The sequence below is a fragment of the Streptomyces sp. NPDC002588 genome (assembly GCF_040295925.1).
Lineage (GTDB): Bacteria > Actinomycetota > Actinomycetes > Streptomycetales > Streptomycetaceae > Streptomyces.
The window spans coordinates 14,829-34,048 of record NZ_JBEOWF010000073.1 but is presented as its reverse complement, the minus strand read 5'-3'; the positions used below and the strand labels follow the sequence as shown (position 1 = coordinate 34,048).

Below are 19,220 nucleotides of genomic sequence, written 5' to 3'. Positions count from 1 at the left end.
GGGGGGGGGTGGGGGGGGCGCCGGGGGGGGGGGGGGGGGGGGGGGCGGCCGCGGGGGGGGGGGGGGGGGGGGGGGGGGGGGGGGGGGCCGCCCCCCCCCCCCCCCCCCCGCGGCGCTGTCGGCGCCGTCGGTTCCCTCGGGCTCCACGCCGGCCACCGGGTCGCCGTCGGAGTCCGGGGATGCCACATCGCCGGTGACGTCCGCCGCGGCCTCGTCCGTCTCGTCGGTCTCGTCAGCCTCGTCGGTCTGACCCTCGGCGCCCGTACCGGTCTCGACGGCGGCTTCCGCCGGGGCCCCGGCCCCAGCCTCCGCCTCCGAGCTCTCCTCCAGCGCTTCCGTGGTCTCCTCGACGCCCGCGACACCCTGCCCGGTGACGGCGGCCTCCTCCTCCTGCACGGCCGGCTGCTCGGCCGGAGCCTGTGCGGCGGCCGCACGCTCCGCGATCTCCCGCTCGAGTGCGGCCGCGGGGAAGCGCATGGTGGCGCCGTTGTCCGCGGCGCCGTTCCCACCGAAGCTCTGCTCGGGAGCTTGGGGAGCTTGGGGAGCTTGGGGAGCGTGGGGCGGCATGGGAAGCGGCGCGCCGAGCGGCGCCGTCGGCTGCGGCGGCTGGAGTTCGAACCCGGCGTCAGCCGGAATCCCGGGCACGGCGGCGGGCGGCCCCGTGGGAGGTACGGGCGGAGCGAACGGCGCGGCCGGAGCCGGAGGCTGAGCCGAGTAGGGGACGAAGGGCGCCGCGCCGGGCCCGGCCGCCGGAGGCGCGAAGGGCGCTCCCGCGACCGGCGGCGCCGGAGCCGCGGGAGGCACCGGCGGTACCCCGGGCGCCGCGTTCGCCGGCGGGGGCGGAACTTGACCCGGCACGGGCTGCTCGGCGGGCGTCGGGTGGCCGTCCCCGGGCCCAGCCGGTTCCGGGTGCGGCGCCGGAGCGGCCGCGCCGGTGTTCCCGGCGCCGCCCGCGTTCTGCGTGTACCAGGCAGGCGGCGCGTAGTCGATGGTGAACTCGCCCGTCATCTCGACGGCGGACTCGGCGTCGGGCTGGTCATCGCCGGGTGTGGCCCAGCCCCCGCGCATCCCGTCCCGATCGCTGCTCACAATTCCTCCTGAAGTGGTCGAGCACCCTCATGCCGTGCCGGGGCGACCATTACTCGTCGTCCTTAGTCGTGCGAGGTAGTCCGATCCACCGGCTCTCCCCCTGGGGCCGCGACGCCCGGTCCACGGGTTCTGGCATCGCGCCATGTCCCAGCCTAATCACCACGCGCCCCAGCCCGGCAGGCCCGTCCGCCCCCCAACGCCGACCCGCCGCGACACCACCCACCGAAACCGCGGGGACGAACCAGCCGATAGCAACAGGTAAGCCCCTCCACGCTAAACGAAACGGGCATGGCCGCCCAATTCACGTCACAGAACGCCCGATTCGGTCCCTCAGTCCATCCTGCGCGGCATACCCAACAAACCGACTTCGGCGTCGGTGGGCTGAGTCAGCGTGTACTGCCGGTCCCGGTCTGCGCACCAGAGGGTGAGACCATCGGCGAGACCGGGCAGGGACTGGATCTCGTCCCGGGGCAATGCCATCGTGCGGCCCAGTTCCGCGGCTTCGTCCGGGGAGATCCGCTGCACACCGACCAGCCGCGCCTGCCGTATGAGCCGAGGGGCCATTGGACTGAGGTACGGCAGGAGGGTCAGCACCGCCTGCCATGGCCCCGAGACGACGCGCCCGCGAGGTGGCCGCATCCCGCAGTCACGTACCACCAACACGGGTGTTCCGGCCGACGTGCCCTGCGGGGGCACCCGCCCGACGTCGTACACGGCCAGGCCGTTCTGCCCGCCGCCCATGGCGTGCACCATCTGTATCCAGGCCTGCGGCCGTCCCGTCTCGACGGCGACCCGCGCGCCGGTGGCTGCCGCCCGGAGCGCTATGACCTGCGCGGTCCACAGGCCGCCGATGAGGACGATGTCGTTCGGTGTCGGCCGGTTGAGCCCCAGCACGGCGGGTCGGCCCTCCGCGTCCACCCCGATGACGACGCCGTCGTCCCCGATGGGCAGTGCGAGCCCCTCCAGTTGCTCCGGGGAGACGGTGTGCCGAGCGTGCCGCGGACCGATCAACCCGAAGCCGCTGCGCAGCAGTTCGCGCACCTGCCGGGGCTCGGAGGGCTGCGGCTCGCCGAGCCCGGCGGCCGACTGCCCCGCACGTCTGGTCGTCACCGTCACCGGGCACCTCCGAGGGGCAGTGTGGCGAGCATGCCGGGTACCTGTTCCCGGTCGAGGCGGACGAGTCCCGTGCCCGTATGGCGTGCCGCGGCCTGCAGGGCGCGCCGGGCGGCGACCAGTTCGTCGTCGCTGCGCCCGGTCACCCGCAGGTGCCCGCACAGTGATACATCCTGCCGTTCTCCGCGCGCCAGCGTGAGGCTGAAGGTGGTGGCGAGCGTGGGGACGGCGGTGACCAGGGCGATGAGCTGGGGCAGCGACGGTGCCCGCTGCCCGCCCAGCGTCGGCCACCGGCGGATCCAGTACGTGGTGTGTCTGCGGTTGTCGCAGCGCCAGCTCCGGCCGGTCTCCTCGGTCCGTGGCTCCCTTGTGTCCGTCCGCCCGGCCTCCGCGGTCACCAGAGGGTTGGCGCAGGCCGACGTGGCGATCGCGGCGGTCAGCTCCTCCTCGTCGAGGAGGGTGGCACGGAACCCGGCTCCGGTCAGCCGGCTCGCGAGGTGGTCGGCCGCACGTACGACGCACTTCTGCGCCCCGATGAGACCACCGCCGCGCGCCGCCACGGCCTCCGGGCACAGTTCGGGGTCGAGTTTGAGCGCGATCCACGTGATCCGCACCGCGGGCGCGCCGGTCTGTTCCTGCAACGGCGCGTAATTGGCCACGGCCACGGACTGCTGGGGCAGATGGATCGCGGGCGCAGGCTGAGTGTGCAGCACGGTCTGTGCCGACTCCAGCCGGATCCCGTCGACTTCGAGGGCCTCGCGCACCAAGGAGAGCGGCAGCGGCTGCCGGTTGCGCTCGGGCCGTAGCGCGGTGGCGTCGGCCTCCACCTGCAGCACGGCGGTGACGAACGTCCCGTCACCGACGATCCCGACGGGCCGCCGGTCACGGCCGGCGTACGTGTAGGTCCGCAGACTCGGATCACACTCGACGGCCGGGGCGAGCCCCGGCTCGGTGCCCGCCGGCACCACCGCGCTCGCAGCCCTCCGCTGCCGTGCCCGCAACGCCCGGACCGTGGCCAGCCACTCGGGGAGCGAGCGACCGCGGCGGCGCAGGACCGTGAAGACGACGAGGGCGCAGGCCACGATGGTCGCCACGACGAGGGCCACGACATTGACCACCCAGCCGACGAGGAGGACGGCGGCAGCGATCTCCAGCAGCACAAGTCGTTGCAACCGGGACGATCCGCCCTGCCTGCGGGACATTGCCAGACGGAGGGCGTCGGGCTGCCCACGCTGCGCGCGCGGCTGTTGTGCCGACTGCGGCCGGGCCGCCGAGGAGCGCCGCGCCCGCGACCGGTCACCGGACCGGGCCCGTGTGCCCGAAGCCATCACTCCATCCCCCCGCTTTGCTCGCATTTTGTTGGTATTCCAGCACCACACAGGGCACTTGAGGGCCCGGGTACCCTACCCGTTCCACAAGTCCCCGCGGGTACCAGGCATAGTAGGTGGCCGGTATGACAGCGGAGGGCGGGGGACGGTACACCCGCCGAGCGGTACCCACGCCGAACACGGGGGAGAGACGGGCACAGATGGCATCTCGGCGGGATCAACTCAACGCCTACACCTTCGCGAAGCGCCGCACACTCGCATCCTTCCTCCAGCCCACTCCGTCGGGTTCCGAGGAAGGTGCTCCCAAGCCGCTGGGCGCGGTGTTTCCCGGTGTCATCGTCGGTGTGGTCATCCTCGCAGTGTTCGGCGGGATCGGCCTGTTCAGTCCGACGGCGCCCGTCGGGTGGGACGAGCCGGGGGAACACGTCATCGTCGCGAGCGACTCGACCACCCGGTACGTGGTGCTGAAGACGGGCGACGAGACGCAGCTGCACCCGGTCCTGAACATGGCCTCCGCCAAGCTGCTGCTGAAACCCGGCAAGGACAGTGTCATCACCGTCGACGAGAAGGTACTGGACAGCGGAAAGCCCCCGCACGGCGCGACGATCGGCATCCCCTACGCCCCTGACCGCCTGCCCTCCGCCGGCGAGGCCGAGTCCGACAAGCGCTGGATGGTCTGCGAACGCCCCGGCGATGGTGGCCGAGCCATCCAGAAGGCCGCGTTCGTCTTCGCCAAGAAGGACTGGTCCAGGACCGAGGGCGGCAACGATCTCTCCGGGGGCGACCTGATGTACGTCGTCGGGCCGGACGGCAAAACCCAGTACGTCGTCGACGCCGGAGGCACCGCCTACGAGCTGGCCGACCCGGCCGACAAGGAACTGCTCAAGGCCCTCGACACCCAGGGCAGTGCTCCGCAGCGGGTCTCCCAGGACTGGCTCGACACCCTCCACAAGGGAGATCCGATCTCCATCCCGAAGATCGACGGAACGCCCGGCGCCCAGGCCGGTGCCTCCAGCAGCCTGCAGCAGTACGACAAGGTCGGCACGGTCATCAAGGCGTACGACGGCCAGGTGATGGAGTACTACGTGGTGCTGCCCGGACGCGTGGCGCGTATCTCCGAGTTCACGGCGACGCTGCTCCTCAACAGTGGTGCACTGGTCGGCGCCGGACAGGCGGGCGAGGCGCAGCAGGTCAGCCCCGGCGCGGTCGTGGACAGCACTTCGTTCGACGGGGAGAAGGACTGGCCGACGCGCAAACCGAACACGGTGAACAACGGCTCCAGTAGTTCCACCGGCCGCAACACGGTCTGCAACGTTCTGCGCTCGGTGGACAGCGACAACGGCACGACGACCCTTCTCACCTGGGTGGGCACGGATTTCCCGGCCAAGCTCCCCACCGGTTCCTCCAGCGCGTACGTCACTCCCGGCTCGGGCCTGCTCTTCCGACAGTTCCAGGGCACGGAGACGAAGGCGGGCGGTGTCTTCCTGGTCACTGACACGGGTCTGCGGTACGCCCTGCAGTCCAACAGCGACAGTGCCACGGATGACAAGGGCATCGGTTCCTCCGCCGAGCAACGCAAGGAGGAACTGAACGAAGCCGAGATCGCCCAGACCCACCTGGGCTACGAGAACGTGAATCCCGCGCCCGTCCCCGCGGCGTGGTCGACGTTCCTTCCGACAGGTCCACGCCTGTCGGAGGCGGCGGCGCGACAGCCGCAGGGCTCGTAGCCGCGTCCCTGGAGGAGAAAGAGTTCATGTTGCCGGCAAGGTCCTCGATGACCTGTGGACGACGTCGACGTACAAGGGCTGCGACCCGTACAGCAGCTGTGGCCACCGCAGCCGCAGCCATCGCGACGACCGCGGTGTTCGCCCTGCCCCCGATCGCGGCTCGGGCGGACGACAGCGGCCAGTGCACCTTTCCGTCGAAGAAGTATGAGGGCCGTCCCTGGGCGCTGCAGCGCGTCAACCTCGACGAACTGTGGGCGCAGTCCACGGGGAAGGACGTCCAGGTGGCCGTGATCGACACGGGGGTGGATGTCAAGAACCCGCAGCTCAGCAGCGCCGTTGCCGCGTCGAAGGGCAAGAACCTCCTGCCCGCCGAGAACGCCAAGGGCGAGAAGATCGACCGGGGAAACAGCCAGGGCACCACGGACACCGTCGGCCACGGCACCCGCGTGGCCGGGATCATCGCGGCCCGCCCCGTCAAGGGAACGGGCTTCGTGGGTCTGGCCCCCGACGCCACGATCATTCCTGTCAAGCAGAACAATGCGGAGGGCGACGGCACCGCCGTCACCCTCGCGGAGTCGATCCGCTACGCGGTCGACGAGGGTGCCGACGTCATCAACATCTCCCAGGACACGGCCAATGCAGTCGAACCGGACCCGACCCTGAAGCTGGCAGTGGACTACGCCCTCGACCGTCAGGTAGTGGTCGTCGCCTCGGCCGGAAACGACGGCCTGGGCGGCAACGTCAAGGTCACCTACCCGGCATCGTACGAGGGCGTCCTCGCGGTGGCGGCCTCCGACCGGAACAATGAACGGGCTTCCTTTTCCCAGTCGGGAGAGTTCGTGGGAGTGGCGGCTCCGGGCGTCGACATGATTTCGACGGTTCCCGGCGACGGCCACTGCTCCGACAACGGCACCAGCTTCTCGGCTCCGTACGTCGCCGGGGTGGCGGCCCTTCTGAAGTCCAAGTACCCCAAGTGGACGGCGCGGGAGATCATCGCCCAGATCGAACAGGCGGCCGAACGGTCGATCCCCGGCCATGACCGCCTGGTCGGCTGGGGCGTGGTCGACCCGGTCAAGGCCTTGACGGACGTGGACCCAGCGAACCCGGTCGAGTCCCCGAAGGCCGAGGACGGAGTGACGAGGGCCGAGGCCCCCGAGGTCGCTCCCTTGGAGCTCGGCGAGACGGCGGAGGAACGCAACACCCGCCTGGCGACCTACGCGTTGGTGGGGGGCCTAGTCATGGTGGCAGGTCTGAGCGGCACGGCCGTGGCCGTGCGGGATGCACGGCGACGGCGTCGGCGGGTGGGTGGCGAGGCGTGACGGCGGCGGCCTGACCGCCGTCATGCAGGACGTTCTCAGCTGGTATCCGGCTCCGGAACCTGCGAGGGCAGTGCCGCCTGCGAGGCACAGCCCAATTCCTTGGCCATGGCGCGCGAGATGGCATTGAGGATGGTTATGAGGTCCCGGCCTGTGCTCTCCACGGAGACCTGCCCTGGCGCGCTGGTAAGAGATGCACTGATGTACGGTGTCGATTTCTTGGCCGTTCCGGAGGCTTGTGTGGAGCATTTGAAATAGATCGCCGCATTGGCGTTTTCGTGTGTCTTGGCATATAGGCCGATGGGGTAAATGGCGTTCTCTGACGTCTCGTCCTGAGATGCCTCATCCGCTCTGGGGTGGTAAGTCACGGCGGAGAAGTCCACATCGATCAACGGGTGACCGGTCTTATCTCCGGCTTTGAACACGACGCACTGGTTTCGCTGTGTCTTGCTCTCGTGGATTGTCTTCGCGGAGCGTTGGAGAGAGAACTTGCTCGGCTCCCCGGAGTCCATCGTGCCGGGTAGTTCGGTGAACTTCTCCGTGTTACCCATACGCGTGAGCGCCGCGACAGCGGACGAGTCGAGTGCGGAGTCGCAAACCTGAGATGCGGTCAGGCTCGGCTCTTCCGTGTCCTCGCTGTCTCCACCGCATGCGGCGACCCCGAAGATCAGTACTGCAGTGCTCATCACGGAAGGCAGCACAGTGCGTGTTCTTGTTCTGCCCTGCGGTTGTTCGCTCGTCTGTCGCACAACTCAGTCCTTGTATGGAGCTTGGCCACGGCTATCGTTCTCGCCCGTTCCGGTTCCGTAGTAGGCGTTGTTGATGTCTTGGTCCCAGTTCTGGCCATCCACGATGTCGGCGGTCTTGGGGCTGCCATCGATGTAGGTGTTGTACGCCTTGCCCATCTGGTTGATGCCCCTTGCGTAGAATTCGCTGCTGGTCAGCTGTGCCTGCTTTGCGGGGTCGTCTTCCGCAGCGTCGACCCCCTTGTCGATTTGCTGACCGATGAAGGTGTTGACTGCCTCTCCGACGGTATCGGCGGCGACCGGTGCGATGAGCATTGCCGCGGCCGTCGTCCCGGGCAAGGGGATGGCGGCAACGCCGACGCCGACGGTAGCCCCGACCCCCAGCTTGATCCAGTCGGCGGACCGGCCCAGAGACTTGTTGGCGTCTTCCGAGTTCGCCTTGTAGTCCGACTCGGCTTGCTCGACACGGGCGTTGTCAAGGATGCCTCGCGCCTGGGCGCCTGCGATCAGCGCATCATGGGCATGTCCAATGTTGGTATCACTGCTCGGCGGATATCTGTCCAGAGCGCTCAGCGTATACAGATGCTGTGCCGCCGTGACGACACGATGTGAGTTCTCGTCATGACCGAGCACGCTCAGGAAATTGATCGCGCCTTTGTTGGTGAAGTTGGCACGCCCTTCATAAGCCGCGGGGAAGGTGCCCTTGTCCATATTATTTTCGCCGACGCCGGACAGGCTGTAGTCGATGTCGTCGATGTACGCACCGGCCATCTTGCCCAAGCTGGCCGCCAATTCGGGTTGGCTGTGAAGCAGATCCGGACCGTCTTCGCTGCCGTAGAGGTACGCCACCTCTTCCATCACGGACGCGGTCGCGGGAGTCCGGTGTTCGCCGCCGGCCTTGATGTCGGCCGCGGTCGCGTCGTACGAGTACCCGGTCGTAGCGGACTCAAGAGCGTGGCCGAGCGCCTGGCGCCCCGCGACGAAGTCGTGGTCGCCCTCGAGCGTGCTGTCCGACACCCAGACGCGGTCCTGGGTCAGGTACTTGAGGTGCTCGTTGAGCTCGGAGGCCTTGTCGACGGTGTCCCTGCCGCTGATCATGTCGACGGGTCCGCTGATGTTGTATTCCGTGGTGTCGGGCCGGGCGAAGAACTCCTCCGATGCACCCGGGTTGTGCCCCAACGCCTGCAGGAAGCCCGTCACGGGGTCGCGCCCTCGGTCGTTCTTGTAACCCCAGTAGTTGAGGTCGCCCTGGTTCGCGTTGTTCACCCATAGGTTGATTCCCTCGCCGTTGACCTTCTTGTCGTAGTCGAGGAGTTTGTTTCCGTAGTCGTTCAGGAACTGATCGTCGTAGTCACCGAACCGCATCAGGTTGCTCATCACGCCATAGCCGGTCGGGTTGCTCGCGTCGTCGATACCGAGTTGATCCGGACCCAGCTTGATCATCTGCTGTTCCCAGCCCTGCATCTTGTCGCTGTCCGAGAGCGTGGCCTGGCCAAGGGTGTTCCCGAGGTTCTTCTGGAGCTGCTTGACCTGTTCCGCGCGTTTGGGGTCGTACTGGCCTTGGTAGGGGTCGGCGACGCCCGCGTAGAAGGTGAGGAGCTTCTTCGGGCCGACGGTTGTGGCGAACTCCTCCGAGAAGAGCGGGTCGTTCTTGTACTTGGCCAGATTGGCGTTGAGCGTGGCAAGTTCCGTGTTGGTCACGTCGTGCGGGTTCTTCGCAAGGATCTTCGCCATCGCGTCGGCATCTGCGATGGCCTTCGCTGCTTCGTCCCGGTTGTCGTAGTCGGCGCCGGAGAACCCGTACTTGGCGGAGTCGACGATGAGACGCAACGCCTTGGCGGCGGTGGTGTCGCTCTCGGTGGCTTTGTCGAGGATGCGCTGAATCTCGTCCCGTAGGTCGTCGGCGTCCTTCCGGCTGGCCGTGTTCTTCTGTCCGCTCAGATCGGAGTACCAGTCGGGGCGGGGGTTAGTGGTGACGAAGAAGGTGCCGTCGCCGGCGTCGCCCACAGTCAGGTGTTTCGCGGTACCACGCTCGATGGCGGCGTTGAGCTGTTCGCGGTAGCCGACGAGTTCGCCACGGGTGTCGTCGAGAATCTTGGCGACCGTGTCGGCCTGAGTGTGGGCGTCGGTGAACTCCCCGGCCGTCTTGTCGATGAACTCACGCGTGACGGTGGCGTTCACGCCGGCCCAGTTCGCCTTGTCGGCCTGGCCCTTGAGGTTCTTGTCGGCGTCTTCGGCGAGCGTCTTGAGGTTCTTGGTCATCTCCTGCCAGTCGGTGACGGCCTCACCGAGCTTGCTGAAGTTGCCATAGCGGAGAGCGTCGAGATCCATCGACTCAGCTGCCCTTCCGCTCGTCGAAGCCCTTGTCGAGGTCGGCGATGCTGCTGATCGTGCCGGCGATGAAGACGTCGTCGCCCTTGTGGGCGCCCTTGGTGTAGTCGAGGTGGTTGGAGATGTGGGCTGTGGCGTCGAGCAGTGTCTGGACCTGGTCAACCCAGTGCTCGGCGACGTGGGTCAGCGCCGAACCGATCTCGAAGCCCTCGGCCTTCAGGCCATCGCCGGCCGCGATGGACTTCACCCGGGCGTGGTCGCTGAAGTGCTCGAACTGCTGACGCAGGTCGAATGCGGCGTTCCCGACCCTGGCGAGGTCGCTCTGACTGGCCCTGAGGTCACCCTGATCGTTGACGGGGGGCCCTGGAGGGTCAACCTGGTTGAGCTGCATATGGGTGGAACTCTGCTGCCGCTGCTGCGCCTCGCTCTTGAGCTGCTCCCATTCGTCCCATGCCATCTGCAGGACCCTTCCCCCGTGCTGCCGACCGACCGCTTCCTACTCCCGTCGGCCCTGGGGCTCCGAGAGAGACTGGCAATCAAGCTAGCAACTCCGGTTGTCCTTTGGGGCAGCGGCGATGCAGTCGTGATCATCGAAGCGCGGAAGTTCGGTGAAGATCGCCACCGATGCACACTGAAGGAGTCACTACTGCTTACGAGGGGCGACGCCGTTGAGGCGTACGGCTTGGAGGGGCTGCACTTCCTCACGCCAAACCGGCGATTCGGGCAAAGCGGGGTTCCTGGCCGGCCTGGTAACTGAGTTGACACGCATCACGGTTGGGCTGGATGTACAGGGTAGCTACAGTGGTAAAAGCGTTGTGAGGTACGGCTCGCTTTGCGATCGTACGGCGAGCGTTCGGTCCGTCCCTGCCGACGGGCGCTACGGGGAAACGGGGAGGGGGCGTCATGCTTCCGATCGACATGACAGGCGGCGCGTCGGCCGCAACTGCGGCAAACCTGGAAGCCAGCGGTGAGGCGCTGTCCGCATTCATGAAGCGAGTGGACGCGGTCCTGCGAGACCTCGAGGGGTCCGCCGGCAACCCGACACGAGTGGGTGCCCAGACGATCAAGCCGGGGTCCCTGAACAGCGGAAGCACGGCTGCCTTCCCGGAGGCGCACGGCCTGCACCTGCAGTACAACAGGGTCCACGAGCAGCTCACCTCCCTCTCCAAGACTCTGCACCTGCAGATCGAGGGGATCGGCATCGCCGTCCTGGGCGCGCACCGGGGCTTCGACAACCTGGAAGAAGAACAGCGACGGCGTTTCGCCGAGATCCAGACCGAGATCCGGCACATCCAGGACGCGGGGGGCGGCGTGCAGCGCACCAACGACGCGAAGACGGGCGGGACGCTCTGACGATGACCGACAAGCAGCACCAGGCCGATCTGGCTCGGGTCAACCACCAGAACTCCTTCACGGACTTCGCCCGGGGAATGGAGGAGCGCCCGGGCGGCGGGTTCTTCCACAACACGGTCCGCGCCGCGCTCGAAGCCACCCCGGTCGGGCAGGCCTTGCAACAGCGTACGAACTTCGAGCGGCACGAACTCAACGAGATGCTCGATCTGGTCGAGCAGACGAATCCGGAGGACCTGGAATCGTCGGGCAACGCCCTGTGGGCGGCTCGCGACGCCATCGAGGCGGCGGCGACGGAACTCGACGGCCATATCGAGAACGTCCACTGGGTGGGTGAGTCGGGCGATGCCTTCCGCAAGTGGGGCCGTTCGCTCGTCACCAGCACGAAGGGCCTGAGCGACTTCGCCGGATCGGCCGGCGACCAGATCATGGCCGCCGCCACAGGCCTCGCGTCCGTCCGCAAGGCCATGCCGACTCGCGACACGCGTTCGACCCCGACACCCGTCAAGGACATCCCGAAGTCCGAGCAGGTCGCGAGCAACGACGAGTACACCGCCGCAGTCCAGGTGGAGAAGAACCGCCAAGAGGCGATCAACCAGATGAACCGGTTGTCGTCGTACTACACGGTGTCGGCGGAGCAACTGGCTTCTCTGAAGGCGCCGGAGTTCACGGTGATGCCTGATGTGGGGGTGCCTCCGCCGGTACGTTCGGTGGACCCTGGCCCTGGAGAGTCCGCTTCGGGGGGTACTCAGGATGGTGTGTCGAGAGCTCTCCCGACTCCGCACGCCTCGGGCCATGTCGTTGTGCACAGCGACAGCGACTCCACGACGTCTTCGAAGGACGTCGCGGGACGCATCGTGTACCCGGATCACCCGGTCGGTACAGACATCGACAGCGTCGGCGTGATTCCAGAACCGACAGTTGCACCTCCCGTGGGTGCCGCACCAGCGACTACGGGTACTGCTGGACCAGACAACGGGCAGCCCGGTGGGTTTGGGGGTGGCTACCCGACTTCCATGTCCAACGGCACGTCAGGCAGCGGTTCAGGGAGCATCCGGAACCCTGTGTCCGCTCAGGGCAGGACCGGAAATGGGCCGGGCAACTCGGCTCCTGGACGTGCCGTGGGCCGAGGCTCCACGAACCAGATGGGCCACACGGGAGCGCCCGGGCAGACAACCACCAAGGGGAGTACCTCCGGAGCGAGGCCGTCCCCGATGGGACGCGGTGTCACCGGAGGCACACCGCGGTCCACTGGCGGGACCACGCCTCGAGTCAATGGCGCTCCTGCCACCGGCGCGGGGCGCGCGAACGGCGTGGTCGGGGGGCGGCCCACAAGTTCAGCCGGTCCTTCGGCAAATGGAGGGGCGCGACTCCCCCGCGGCACGGTCGGCGGTGCCGAAGGAGCGCCGAACGCTCGGTCAACGGCCGGCGGAGCTGGGCAGCGGGGTGTGTTCGGAGCCCCCGAGACGGCTGTGAGGCCCGGTTCGAGAGCGACCACGCCTCGTGGAGGTGCGGGGGCACCCGAGCCCGTCAGTGGCAGGCCAGCCGCACACAACTCTGTTGCCCGGGCCGAACGGAACGGTATGACACGTGGCGGTACCGGGCTCGTGCGCGGACCCGCCAAGCAGGGGAATTCCGCTGGCGGACAGAATACGCAGGAAGAGTCGCGGCCCGACTATTTGGCCGAGGACGAAGAGACCCACGTGCCTACAAAGCCGCGGCGCGACGTGCCGCCGGTCATCAACTGAGCGCGAGCGAGGACATACAACATCATGAAGTCAGGGACCTGCCGACGAGCCCAGCGGGCTGCGCTCCTCAGGACACGCTGCGCTAGACGAGTGCGCACCGTGGGTGCTGTCGTCGGAGCCCTGACCGCTGTGGCAATGGGATTCGCGCCGAGCGCGGTTGCGTACGATGCTCAATCCAAGCAGTGGTACCTGGACCCGATGAAGGCCGAGCAGATGTGGAAGGCCAGCACGGGCAAGGGTGTCAAGATCGCTGTCATCGACACCGGGGTGAACGCCGATACACCTTCGTTGAAGGGGCAGGTCCTGACCGATGAGGTCCCCAAATCGGTTTCGTACCGTTCCACAAATGACTACCTCGGTCACGGCACGACCATGGCCGAGCTGATCGCGGGCACGGGATCAGACGGTGGGCTGCAAGGGCTGGCGCCAGGGGCGAAGATCGTCCCATTCCGTGTAGAGCTCGAAGGTCTCAAGGGAGCGGAAGAGAAGAAGAAGACTCCCGCGGCCTGGGAGGCAGTCCGAGCCGCTGCCGACACCGACGTGAAGATCATCAGCATGTCCATCGGGGGCATGACGACTGATGAGGACGAAGCAGCGATTGAATATGCGGCGTCAAAAGGAAAGCTGCTCGTCGCTGCTGCTGGCAACGCGGGCGAAGGGAAGGGCCTGATAGATTACCCCGCCGCCTACCCCTACGTAATCGGCGTGTCGTCCATGGATGAGTCCGGCACGGTGTCGAAGTTTTCTTCCCATGGAAACTATGTCGATCTGGCCGCACCGGGGCAGGACTTCCCAGGATGGTGTGACGCCAGCTTCCGTTCCTACTGCGACGACACTGCCGGTACAAGCCCCGCGACCGCGATCACCTCAGCCTCCGCCGCCCTGATCTGGTCCGCCCACCCCACCTGGACGGTCAACCAGGTCGTACGCTCCTTGATCGACACGGCCGGACGGGACTGGGCCAAGGACGACCCGAGCACGTACCTCGGCTACGGAGCCATCCGTCCGCGCGTGGTCCTTGAGGATGCCGACTACGACGCCGGGCCTGCGAACGTCGATCCACTGGCGAAGGAAAACGGGGGAGGAGCGACGACAGAAGCCACCCCTTCCCCTTCCGCATCGGCCTCGTCGCAAGCCTCTGAAAAGGATTCTGGCGGCGCCACTTCGGCAGCAGGATCAACCGCGGAGTCGTCGAATGACAGCAACTTGCTCTGGATCACGCTGGGCGCCGCCGCCGCGGTGATCGTATTCGGCGGCGCTGGCGCGGCTGTGGTGCGAGCGCGGCGGGCCAGGTGACGTCGTCAGCCGTCCTTGAGCCGAGATCGTTGGATTAAGCAAGAGACTAAGGAGAGCGGACCGATCATGGCCAACAATCAGAAGCTTGAAGACGCAGCAGTCGTCCTTCTTCAGAAGCAGATGTACGAGAAGTACGAGGGCATCCGGAAGCGTGTGCACTCGCTTCAGGGTGTGATCGATGGTCTCGAGGGCCAGTGGGACGGTATCGGTCGTGCTGCGTTCGACAGGAAGCAGTACGAGATCAACGAGTCGCTGCAGGGCCTCGGCAACATTCTCAGCGAAGTCATCGATGCGATGACCACGGCGCGCAACATCAAGGACAGTAAGGAAGACGAGGTGCGCGCGGCGGCCAACAAGATCGACCTCAATGACGGTGCTCCCACCGTCAAGGCGTCTCCTCTGACTTCGTACTGAGATCGGCAGAATTCAGGCACTGGCCGTATCCGCTGCCTACCAGGCACACGCGACCGAAACGAGGTATACGGGAATGGGTCGTAACACCGACGGACTGAACGTCACTTATGACGGGCTTGACTTCGCGGCAACCAAGATTGCCAACGAGGCGAAGCAGCTTGATCAGGATCTGCAGGAGCTCAAGCAGCTGGTGCTGAACAGCAAGCAGTACTGGCAGGGCGATGCTGCACAGCATTTCGACGAGAAGCTGGCGCGGTGGGACAAGGAAGCCACCGACATCCACACCGCGCTGACCGGCATCGGCCACGTCGTGTTCACTGCCGGCGGTACCTACATGGAAGGCGACAAGAAGGCTGCCAGCTACTTGCAGTGAGCGAGGCCGGTGGCGGCGATTCGGGGTGGGCGCGCGCGGGAGGCGCCCACCTTGTTCTTGTTTCCCGCCAGTCCCGCCAGTCCCGCCAGTCCCGCCTCACGCGTCCTCGTCCGCCACCAGCCCCACCTGGACCAGTGGCTTCCCACGCCTGCGCGAGACGAACACACCCCGCCCCGCAGGCATGGGTCGAGCCCGCACCCCACCCAGCAGATCCCCCTCGCCCTGGTCGCCGGCGAGGACCACGCCCTGGGCGCCCAGTTCCTTGATGCGCTGCATGAAGGGTTCGTAGCCGGCGCGGCCCGCGCCCGCGGTGGAGCGGGCGATGATGAAGCGGACGCCGACGTCACGGGCGAACGGGAGCTGTTCGGTCAGACCTGCCAGCGGGTTGCCGCTCGACGTGGAGACCAGGTCGTAGTCGTCGATGATCACGTACACCGTGGGACCGCGCCACCAGCTGCGGTTGCGCAGCTGCTCCGCGGTCACGTCCGCGGTGGGCGTGCGGCGCTGCATCAGGTCGGCGAGGGCCTCCATGTGGTGCTGCATCTGGTTCGACATGGGGATGTACTCGGCCAGATGCGAGGACGGCGTCACGCCCAGCAGGGAACGGCGGTTGTCGACGACGAAGAGCTTGCAGGTGTCGCCGTCGTAGCGCTCGGTGAGGCGCTTGATGAGCAGCTTCAGCAGATTCGACTTGCCGGATTCGCTCTCACCGAAGACAAGGAAGAACGGGTCCTGCTCGAAGTCGACGAACACTGGCTCCAGGTTGTCCTCGTCCAGCGCAAAGGAAACGCCGCGGTTCGGGAACCGGTCCCCCGGAGGCAGCTGGCTCGCCCGGAACTCCCTCGGCAGCAGGCGCACTTCGGGGGCGCCCGGCTGCTCCCAGTGGCGGGCGACATCGGCAGCGAGCGCTGTCGTCGCTTCCGCCAGGTCCGTGTCGGAGGACAGACCGTCGATACGCGGGACCGCCGCCATGAAATGCTGCTTCTGCGGAGTCTGGCCACGTCCCGGCACGCCCGTGGGCACGTTGGCCGCGACCTTGCGGTCGAACTCGGAGTCCATGGGGTCGCCCAGTCGCAGTTCCAGGCGGTTCATCAAATGGTCCTTGAGGTTCGAGCGGACCTCCATGGCGCGCGACGCGGTGAGGACCAGGTGGATGCCGTAACCGAGGCCGCGGGCCGCGATGTCCAGTACCAAAGGCTCCAACGCCTCGTAGTCCGTACGGAAGTTGCCCCAGCCGTCGATGACCAGGAAGACGTCGCCCCAGGGCTGGTCGGTCACCGAGATGTCGCCTCGCGCACGGCGCGCACGGAACTCCGCGATCGAGGAGATGCCCGCGGTACGGAAGTACTCCTCGCGGTGGGTCAGGATGCCGTACACCTCGGCCGTGGTGCGCCGTACCTTTTCGGGGTCGAGGCGTGAGGCGACTCCGCCCACGTGCGGCAGGCCGGCTACTGCCGCCAGGCCGCCACCACCGAAATCCAGCCCGTAGAACTGCACTTCGTGCGGGGTGTGCGTGAGCGAGAACGACGCGAGGATCGAGCGCAGCAGGGTCGACTTGCCGGACTGCGGGCCGCCGAGGATCTGCATGTGCCCGGCCGCGCCGCCGAAGTCGGTCCACAGCGGGTCGCGCCGCTGCTCGTACGGCTTGTCGACGATACCGACCGGGACGACGAGCCGGCCCGCGCTTTCGTAGCCGGGCTGCGTCATGCCCCGGCCCGGCACCGGAGCGAGCCCGGGCAGGAGCGTGTCGAGTGACGGCGGGCTGTCGAGCGGGGGCAGCCATACCTGGTGGGCGGCAGGGCCCTGCGCCTCCAGCCGTCGCACGATCACGTCGAGGACGGTGTCGGCGAGGGCGTCGTCCGTCTCGTCGGGTTTCTCCTCGCGCTGCTGCGGCACCTGTGCGTACTGGACCGGAACCTCGGCCGCGGTGAACAGCACGGGCCTACGGTCCACGGGGAGCGGCCCCCCGTACGCCGCCGCCTGCTGTGAACTGGTGCGGTACACACCGGAGACGTACGCCGCCTTGAAACGCACCATTTCGTCCGTGCCGTACTTCAGGTAGCCCGAGCCCGGAACGTTCGGCAGTTCGTAGGCGTCCGGGACACCGAGCGCGGCACGCGACTCCGCCGCCGAGAAGGTACGCAGACCGATCCGGTACGACAGATACGTCTCGAGCCCCCTCAGACGGCCTTCTTCCAGGCGCTGCGAAGCCAGCAGCAGGTGCACACCCAGCGAACGGCCGATGCGGCCGATCTGCACGAACATCTCGATGAAGTCCGGTTTGGCCGTGAGCAGTTCGCTGAACTCGTCGATGACGAGGACGAACGAGGGGATCGGCTGCAGTGCGGCACCGGCTGCGCGGGCCTTCTCATAGTCGTGGATGTTCGCGTAGTTGCCCGCGTCGCGGAGCAACTCCTGGCGGCGGTTGAGCTCACCGCGGATCGAGTCGCCCATGCGGTCGACGAGGGTCAGATCGTCCGCAAGGTTGGTGATGACGGCTGCCACGTGCGGCATCTGGGCCATGCCCGCGAACGTCGCACCACCCTTGAAGTCCGCCAGAACGAAGTTCAGTGTCTCGGAGGAGTGGGTCACGGCGAGGCCGAGGACCAGCGTGCGCAGCAGCTCCGACTTGCCGGAGCCGGTCGCGCCTACGCACAGGCCGTGCGGGCCCATACCCTCCTGCGCCGCTTCCTTGAGGTCGAGCATCACGGGCCGACCGTCCTCGCCTACGCCGATCGGCACGCGCAGACGCTCGGCCTGCGAGCGCGGCCGCCAGGTCCGCCTGGGGTCGACGGCGGCCGCGTCGCCGAGATTCAGCAGATCCGTGAACTCCAGGGCGGCGAGCAGTGGTTCGTCGTCGTCGCCGCCCGATGCCATGCGCAGAGGCGCCAGTTGCCGGGCCAGCGCCTCCGCGGCCTCGTACGACAGAACGTCCGGCGTGCCCTCGTAGACCATGCCGTGCGCCGACTCCAGCCGCAGTTCCTGCGGCTGCACGATGACGGAGAGATCGCCTCGTCCGGTCGTGAGGTCACCGGGCACGACCTCGAGGACCGTCACACCCTGCAGGCCTTCGGGGCTGGCCAGGAATGACGTGGGGGGCACGGAGACGCCGTCGAGCACGATCACCAGGTGCGGCTGCTCCGGAACGGGTGGCGCGGCAGGGTGGAAGCGCGGACGTCCCTGGAGGCGGGTGGTGAGCAGGTCCTCCAGTTCCACCGGGTCTGTCGTGATCAGACGCAGGCTGCCCGCACCGTCCGCGAGGCCCGGCGCCTGGACGTGGGGCAGCCACTTGGCCCACTCCCACTCGGACGCCGAATCGCGGTTGGTGGCAATGCCGATGACCAGGTCTTCGGGGGAGTGCAGCGAGGCGAGGGAGGCGGCGACGGCTCGGGCGGCGCCGTGCACGGTCCCGGGCTCACCACTGATCGTCACGTGATAGAAGGCGCGCAGCGAAACTGCCATCGGCAGGTGGTCAAGGGTGGAGTGCGTGGCCAGGAAGCGTTGCATGGCGCCCGCGGTCAGCGGCTCCAGCTCGTCGACCGGCCCAGTCTGCGGCGGGATCAGCGGAGTTGCCAGCGCCTGTGGGCCAAGACCCACGCGAACCTGCCCGAAGTCCTCGTCGTTGGTGCGCCGTTCCCACACCCGGCTGCCCTCTGCGACCAGTGCCCACAGTTGCTCCGGTGAAGGATGCAAGTAGTACTGGGCGTCGCGCTGGACCTTCGCGGTCTCCAGGGCGGTGCGCCGGGTCTGCGACAGGTAGCGCAGGTAGTCGCGGCGCATGTCGGCCATCTGCCCCTGGTTGCCGCGGCGGTAGCGGACCAGCATCGAGATGCCCATGGCAATCGTGGAGGCCACCATCACCATGCCCATGATCTTCATGAAGGGCTGAGCCTGGGGATTGAAGAAGAACACCACGGACCCGCCCATGCCGAGCATGGGCAGGAGTTGCATCAGAGCACCCTCCTGCTGCCCGCGCGGAAGCTCCGGCGGAGGCTGCAGGGCGACCTCGTCCGTGGGCACTTCGCTGGGCAATGCCCGCGGCGGGCGCTTGACGACGATGTGACTCACTTCGCACCAATTCCCTTGCGGACCGAGCTGTTTCGTCCGCCGCCCCGTGTCAGGCGGACGTCGATCGCAAGGCGCGATCCTACTGACAACCTCGGGGAACGACGGGCGGTAGGGTGCCCGAGAGGCGCGTGAGCAGTTGCGAATCAGCCTCGGAAATCAGGGCAATCCGCAAAGTTCGCAGCAAGGCTGTCTGCAGCTGAATCCTGCGCGACGAGCAGTCGACCGGCGGCGCGGGCTGTGCGGCACAACAGACACAGGATCTTTACAGCCGGACGTATGCGTGGCGGCGTCGCGACCGGCCTCAGGACTGACGAGGGGGAA

14 protein-coding genes are annotated in these 19,220 nt (G+C 67.5%); 7 read left to right on the top strand and 7 right to left on the bottom strand.

The features are described from left to right. From ABT057_RS46875 to eccE, 3 genes are all read right to left on the bottom strand, one after another. The coding region (locus ABT057_RS46875) for an SCO5717 family growth-regulating ATPase (RefSeq protein WP_502974086.1) at nucleotides 1-1,068 on the bottom strand (1,068 nt) is incomplete at its 3' end. A gap of 351 nt (nucleotides 1,069-1,419) precedes the next feature. Further along, complete coding sequence (locus tag ABT057_RS46870) at nucleotides 1,420-2,205, bottom strand: hypothetical protein (RefSeq protein ID WP_502974084.1); 786 nt, start codon at nucleotides 2,203-2,205, stop codon at nucleotides 1,420-1,422. Further along, complete coding sequence (gene eccE / locus ABT057_RS46865) at nucleotides 2,202-3,530, bottom strand: type VII secretion protein EccE (protein ID WP_352351119.1); 1,329 nt, start codon at nucleotides 3,528-3,530, stop codon at nucleotides 2,202-2,204. The genes ABT057_RS46870 and eccE overlap by 4 nt, the downstream gene beginning before the upstream one ends. Nucleotides 3,531-3,730: 200 nt before the next feature. Between eccE and eccB the strand changes: the two genes are divergently transcribed. Both eccB and mycP read left to right on the top strand, forming a co-directional pair. Beyond that, entirely contained in the window at nucleotides 3,731-5,257 is a 1,527-nt protein-coding gene (eccB, locus tag ABT057_RS46860; protein ID WP_352351117.1) for a type VII secretion protein EccB, read from the top strand. A gap of 47 nt (nucleotides 5,258-5,304) precedes the next feature. Beyond that, on the top strand, nucleotides 5,305-6,576 hold the full coding sequence (gene mycP / locus ABT057_RS46855) for a type VII secretion-associated serine protease mycosin (RefSeq protein WP_352351115.1): 1,272 nt from the start codon (nucleotides 5,305-5,307) through the stop codon (nucleotides 6,574-6,576). A 35-nt stretch (nucleotides 6,577-6,611) separates the two neighbouring features. Here the strand turns inward: mycP and ABT057_RS46850 are convergent, their stop codons facing one another. From ABT057_RS46850 to ABT057_RS46840, 3 genes are all read right to left on the bottom strand, one after another. Beyond that, on the bottom strand, nucleotides 6,612-7,259 hold the full coding sequence (locus ABT057_RS46850) for a hypothetical protein (protein ID WP_352351113.1): 648 nt from the start codon (nucleotides 7,257-7,259) through the stop codon (nucleotides 6,612-6,614). 66 nt (nucleotides 7,260-7,325) lie between these two features. Continuing rightward, nucleotides 7,326-9,650, bottom strand: a complete 2,325-nt coding sequence (locus ABT057_RS46845; protein WP_352351111.1) for a hypothetical protein — start codon at nucleotides 9,648-9,650, stop codon at nucleotides 7,326-7,328. Nucleotides 9,651-9,654: 4 nt separating this feature from the next. Next, complete coding sequence (locus ABT057_RS46840) at nucleotides 9,655-10,107, bottom strand: hypothetical protein (RefSeq protein ID WP_352351109.1); 453 nt, start codon at nucleotides 10,105-10,107, stop codon at nucleotides 9,655-9,657. Between the two features lie 530 nt (nucleotides 10,108-10,637). Between ABT057_RS46840 and ABT057_RS46835 the strand changes: the two genes are divergently transcribed. The 5 genes from ABT057_RS46835 (at nucleotide 10,638) to ABT057_RS46815 (ending at nucleotide 14,831) form a co-directional block, all read left to right on the top strand. Further along, a complete protein-coding gene (locus tag ABT057_RS46835) occupies nucleotides 10,638-11,003 on the top strand; it encodes a DUF2563 family protein (RefSeq protein WP_352351107.1) in 366 nt (121 codons plus the stop codon). A gap of 2 nt (nucleotides 11,004-11,005) precedes the next feature. After that, nucleotides 11,006-12,748 (top strand): hypothetical protein, encoded by a 1,743-nt coding sequence (locus ABT057_RS46830; RefSeq protein WP_352351105.1) that lies wholly within the window; start codon nucleotides 11,006-11,008, stop codon nucleotides 12,746-12,748. A gap of 90 nt (nucleotides 12,749-12,838) precedes the next feature. Beyond that, a complete protein-coding gene (locus ABT057_RS46825; RefSeq protein ID WP_352351103.1) occupies nucleotides 12,839-14,044 on the top strand; it encodes a S8 family serine peptidase in 1,206 nt (401 codons plus the stop codon). A 66-nt stretch (nucleotides 14,045-14,110) separates the two neighbouring features. Continuing rightward, entirely contained in the window at nucleotides 14,111-14,458 is a 348-nt protein-coding gene (locus ABT057_RS46820) for a WXG100 family type VII secretion target (protein ID WP_352351101.1), read from the top strand. 73 nt (nucleotides 14,459-14,531) lie between these two features. After that, a complete protein-coding gene (locus ABT057_RS46815; RefSeq protein WP_352351099.1) occupies nucleotides 14,532-14,831 on the top strand; it encodes a WXG100 family type VII secretion target in 300 nt (99 codons plus the stop codon). A gap of 96 nt (nucleotides 14,832-14,927) precedes the next feature. Here the strand turns inward: ABT057_RS46815 and eccCa are convergent, their stop codons facing one another. Then, on the bottom strand, nucleotides 14,928-18,899 hold the full coding sequence (gene eccCa, locus ABT057_RS46810; protein ID WP_352351097.1) for a type VII secretion protein EccCa: 3,972 nt from the start codon (nucleotides 18,897-18,899) through the stop codon (nucleotides 14,928-14,930). Between the last annotated feature and the right edge of the window lie 321 nt (nucleotides 18,900-19,220).

Coding starts and splice junctions, on each gene's coding strand:
- eccE (WP_352351119.1), bottom strand. CDS start 3,530: ATGGCTTCGGGCACACGGGCCCGGTCCGGTGACCGGTCGCGGGCGCGG.
- eccB (WP_352351117.1), top strand. CDS start 3,731: ATGGCATCTCGGCGGGATCAACTCAACGCCTACACCTTCGCGAAGCGC.
- mycP (WP_352351115.1), top strand. CDS start 5,305: ATGACCTGTGGACGACGTCGACGTACAAGGGCTGCGACCCGTACAGCA.
- ABT057_RS46850 (WP_352351113.1), bottom strand. CDS start 7,259: ATGAGCACTGCAGTACTGATCTTCGGGGTCGCCGCATGCGGTGGAGAC.
- ABT057_RS46845 (WP_352351111.1), bottom strand. CDS start 9,650: ATGGATCTCGACGCTCTCCGCTATGGCAACTTCAGCAAGCTCGGTGAG.
- ABT057_RS46840 (WP_352351109.1), bottom strand. CDS start 10,107: ATGGCATGGGACGAATGGGAGCAGCTCAAGAGCGAGGCGCAGCAGCGG.
- ABT057_RS46835 (WP_352351107.1), top strand. CDS start 10,638: ATGAAGCGAGTGGACGCGGTCCTGCGAGACCTCGAGGGGTCCGCCGGC.
- ABT057_RS46830 (WP_352351105.1), top strand. CDS start 11,006: ATGACCGACAAGCAGCACCAGGCCGATCTGGCTCGGGTCAACCACCAG.
- ABT057_RS46820 (WP_352351101.1), top strand. CDS start 14,111: ATGGCCAACAATCAGAAGCTTGAAGACGCAGCAGTCGTCCTTCTTCAG.
- ABT057_RS46815 (WP_352351099.1), top strand. CDS start 14,532: ATGGGTCGTAACACCGACGGACTGAACGTCACTTATGACGGGCTTGAC.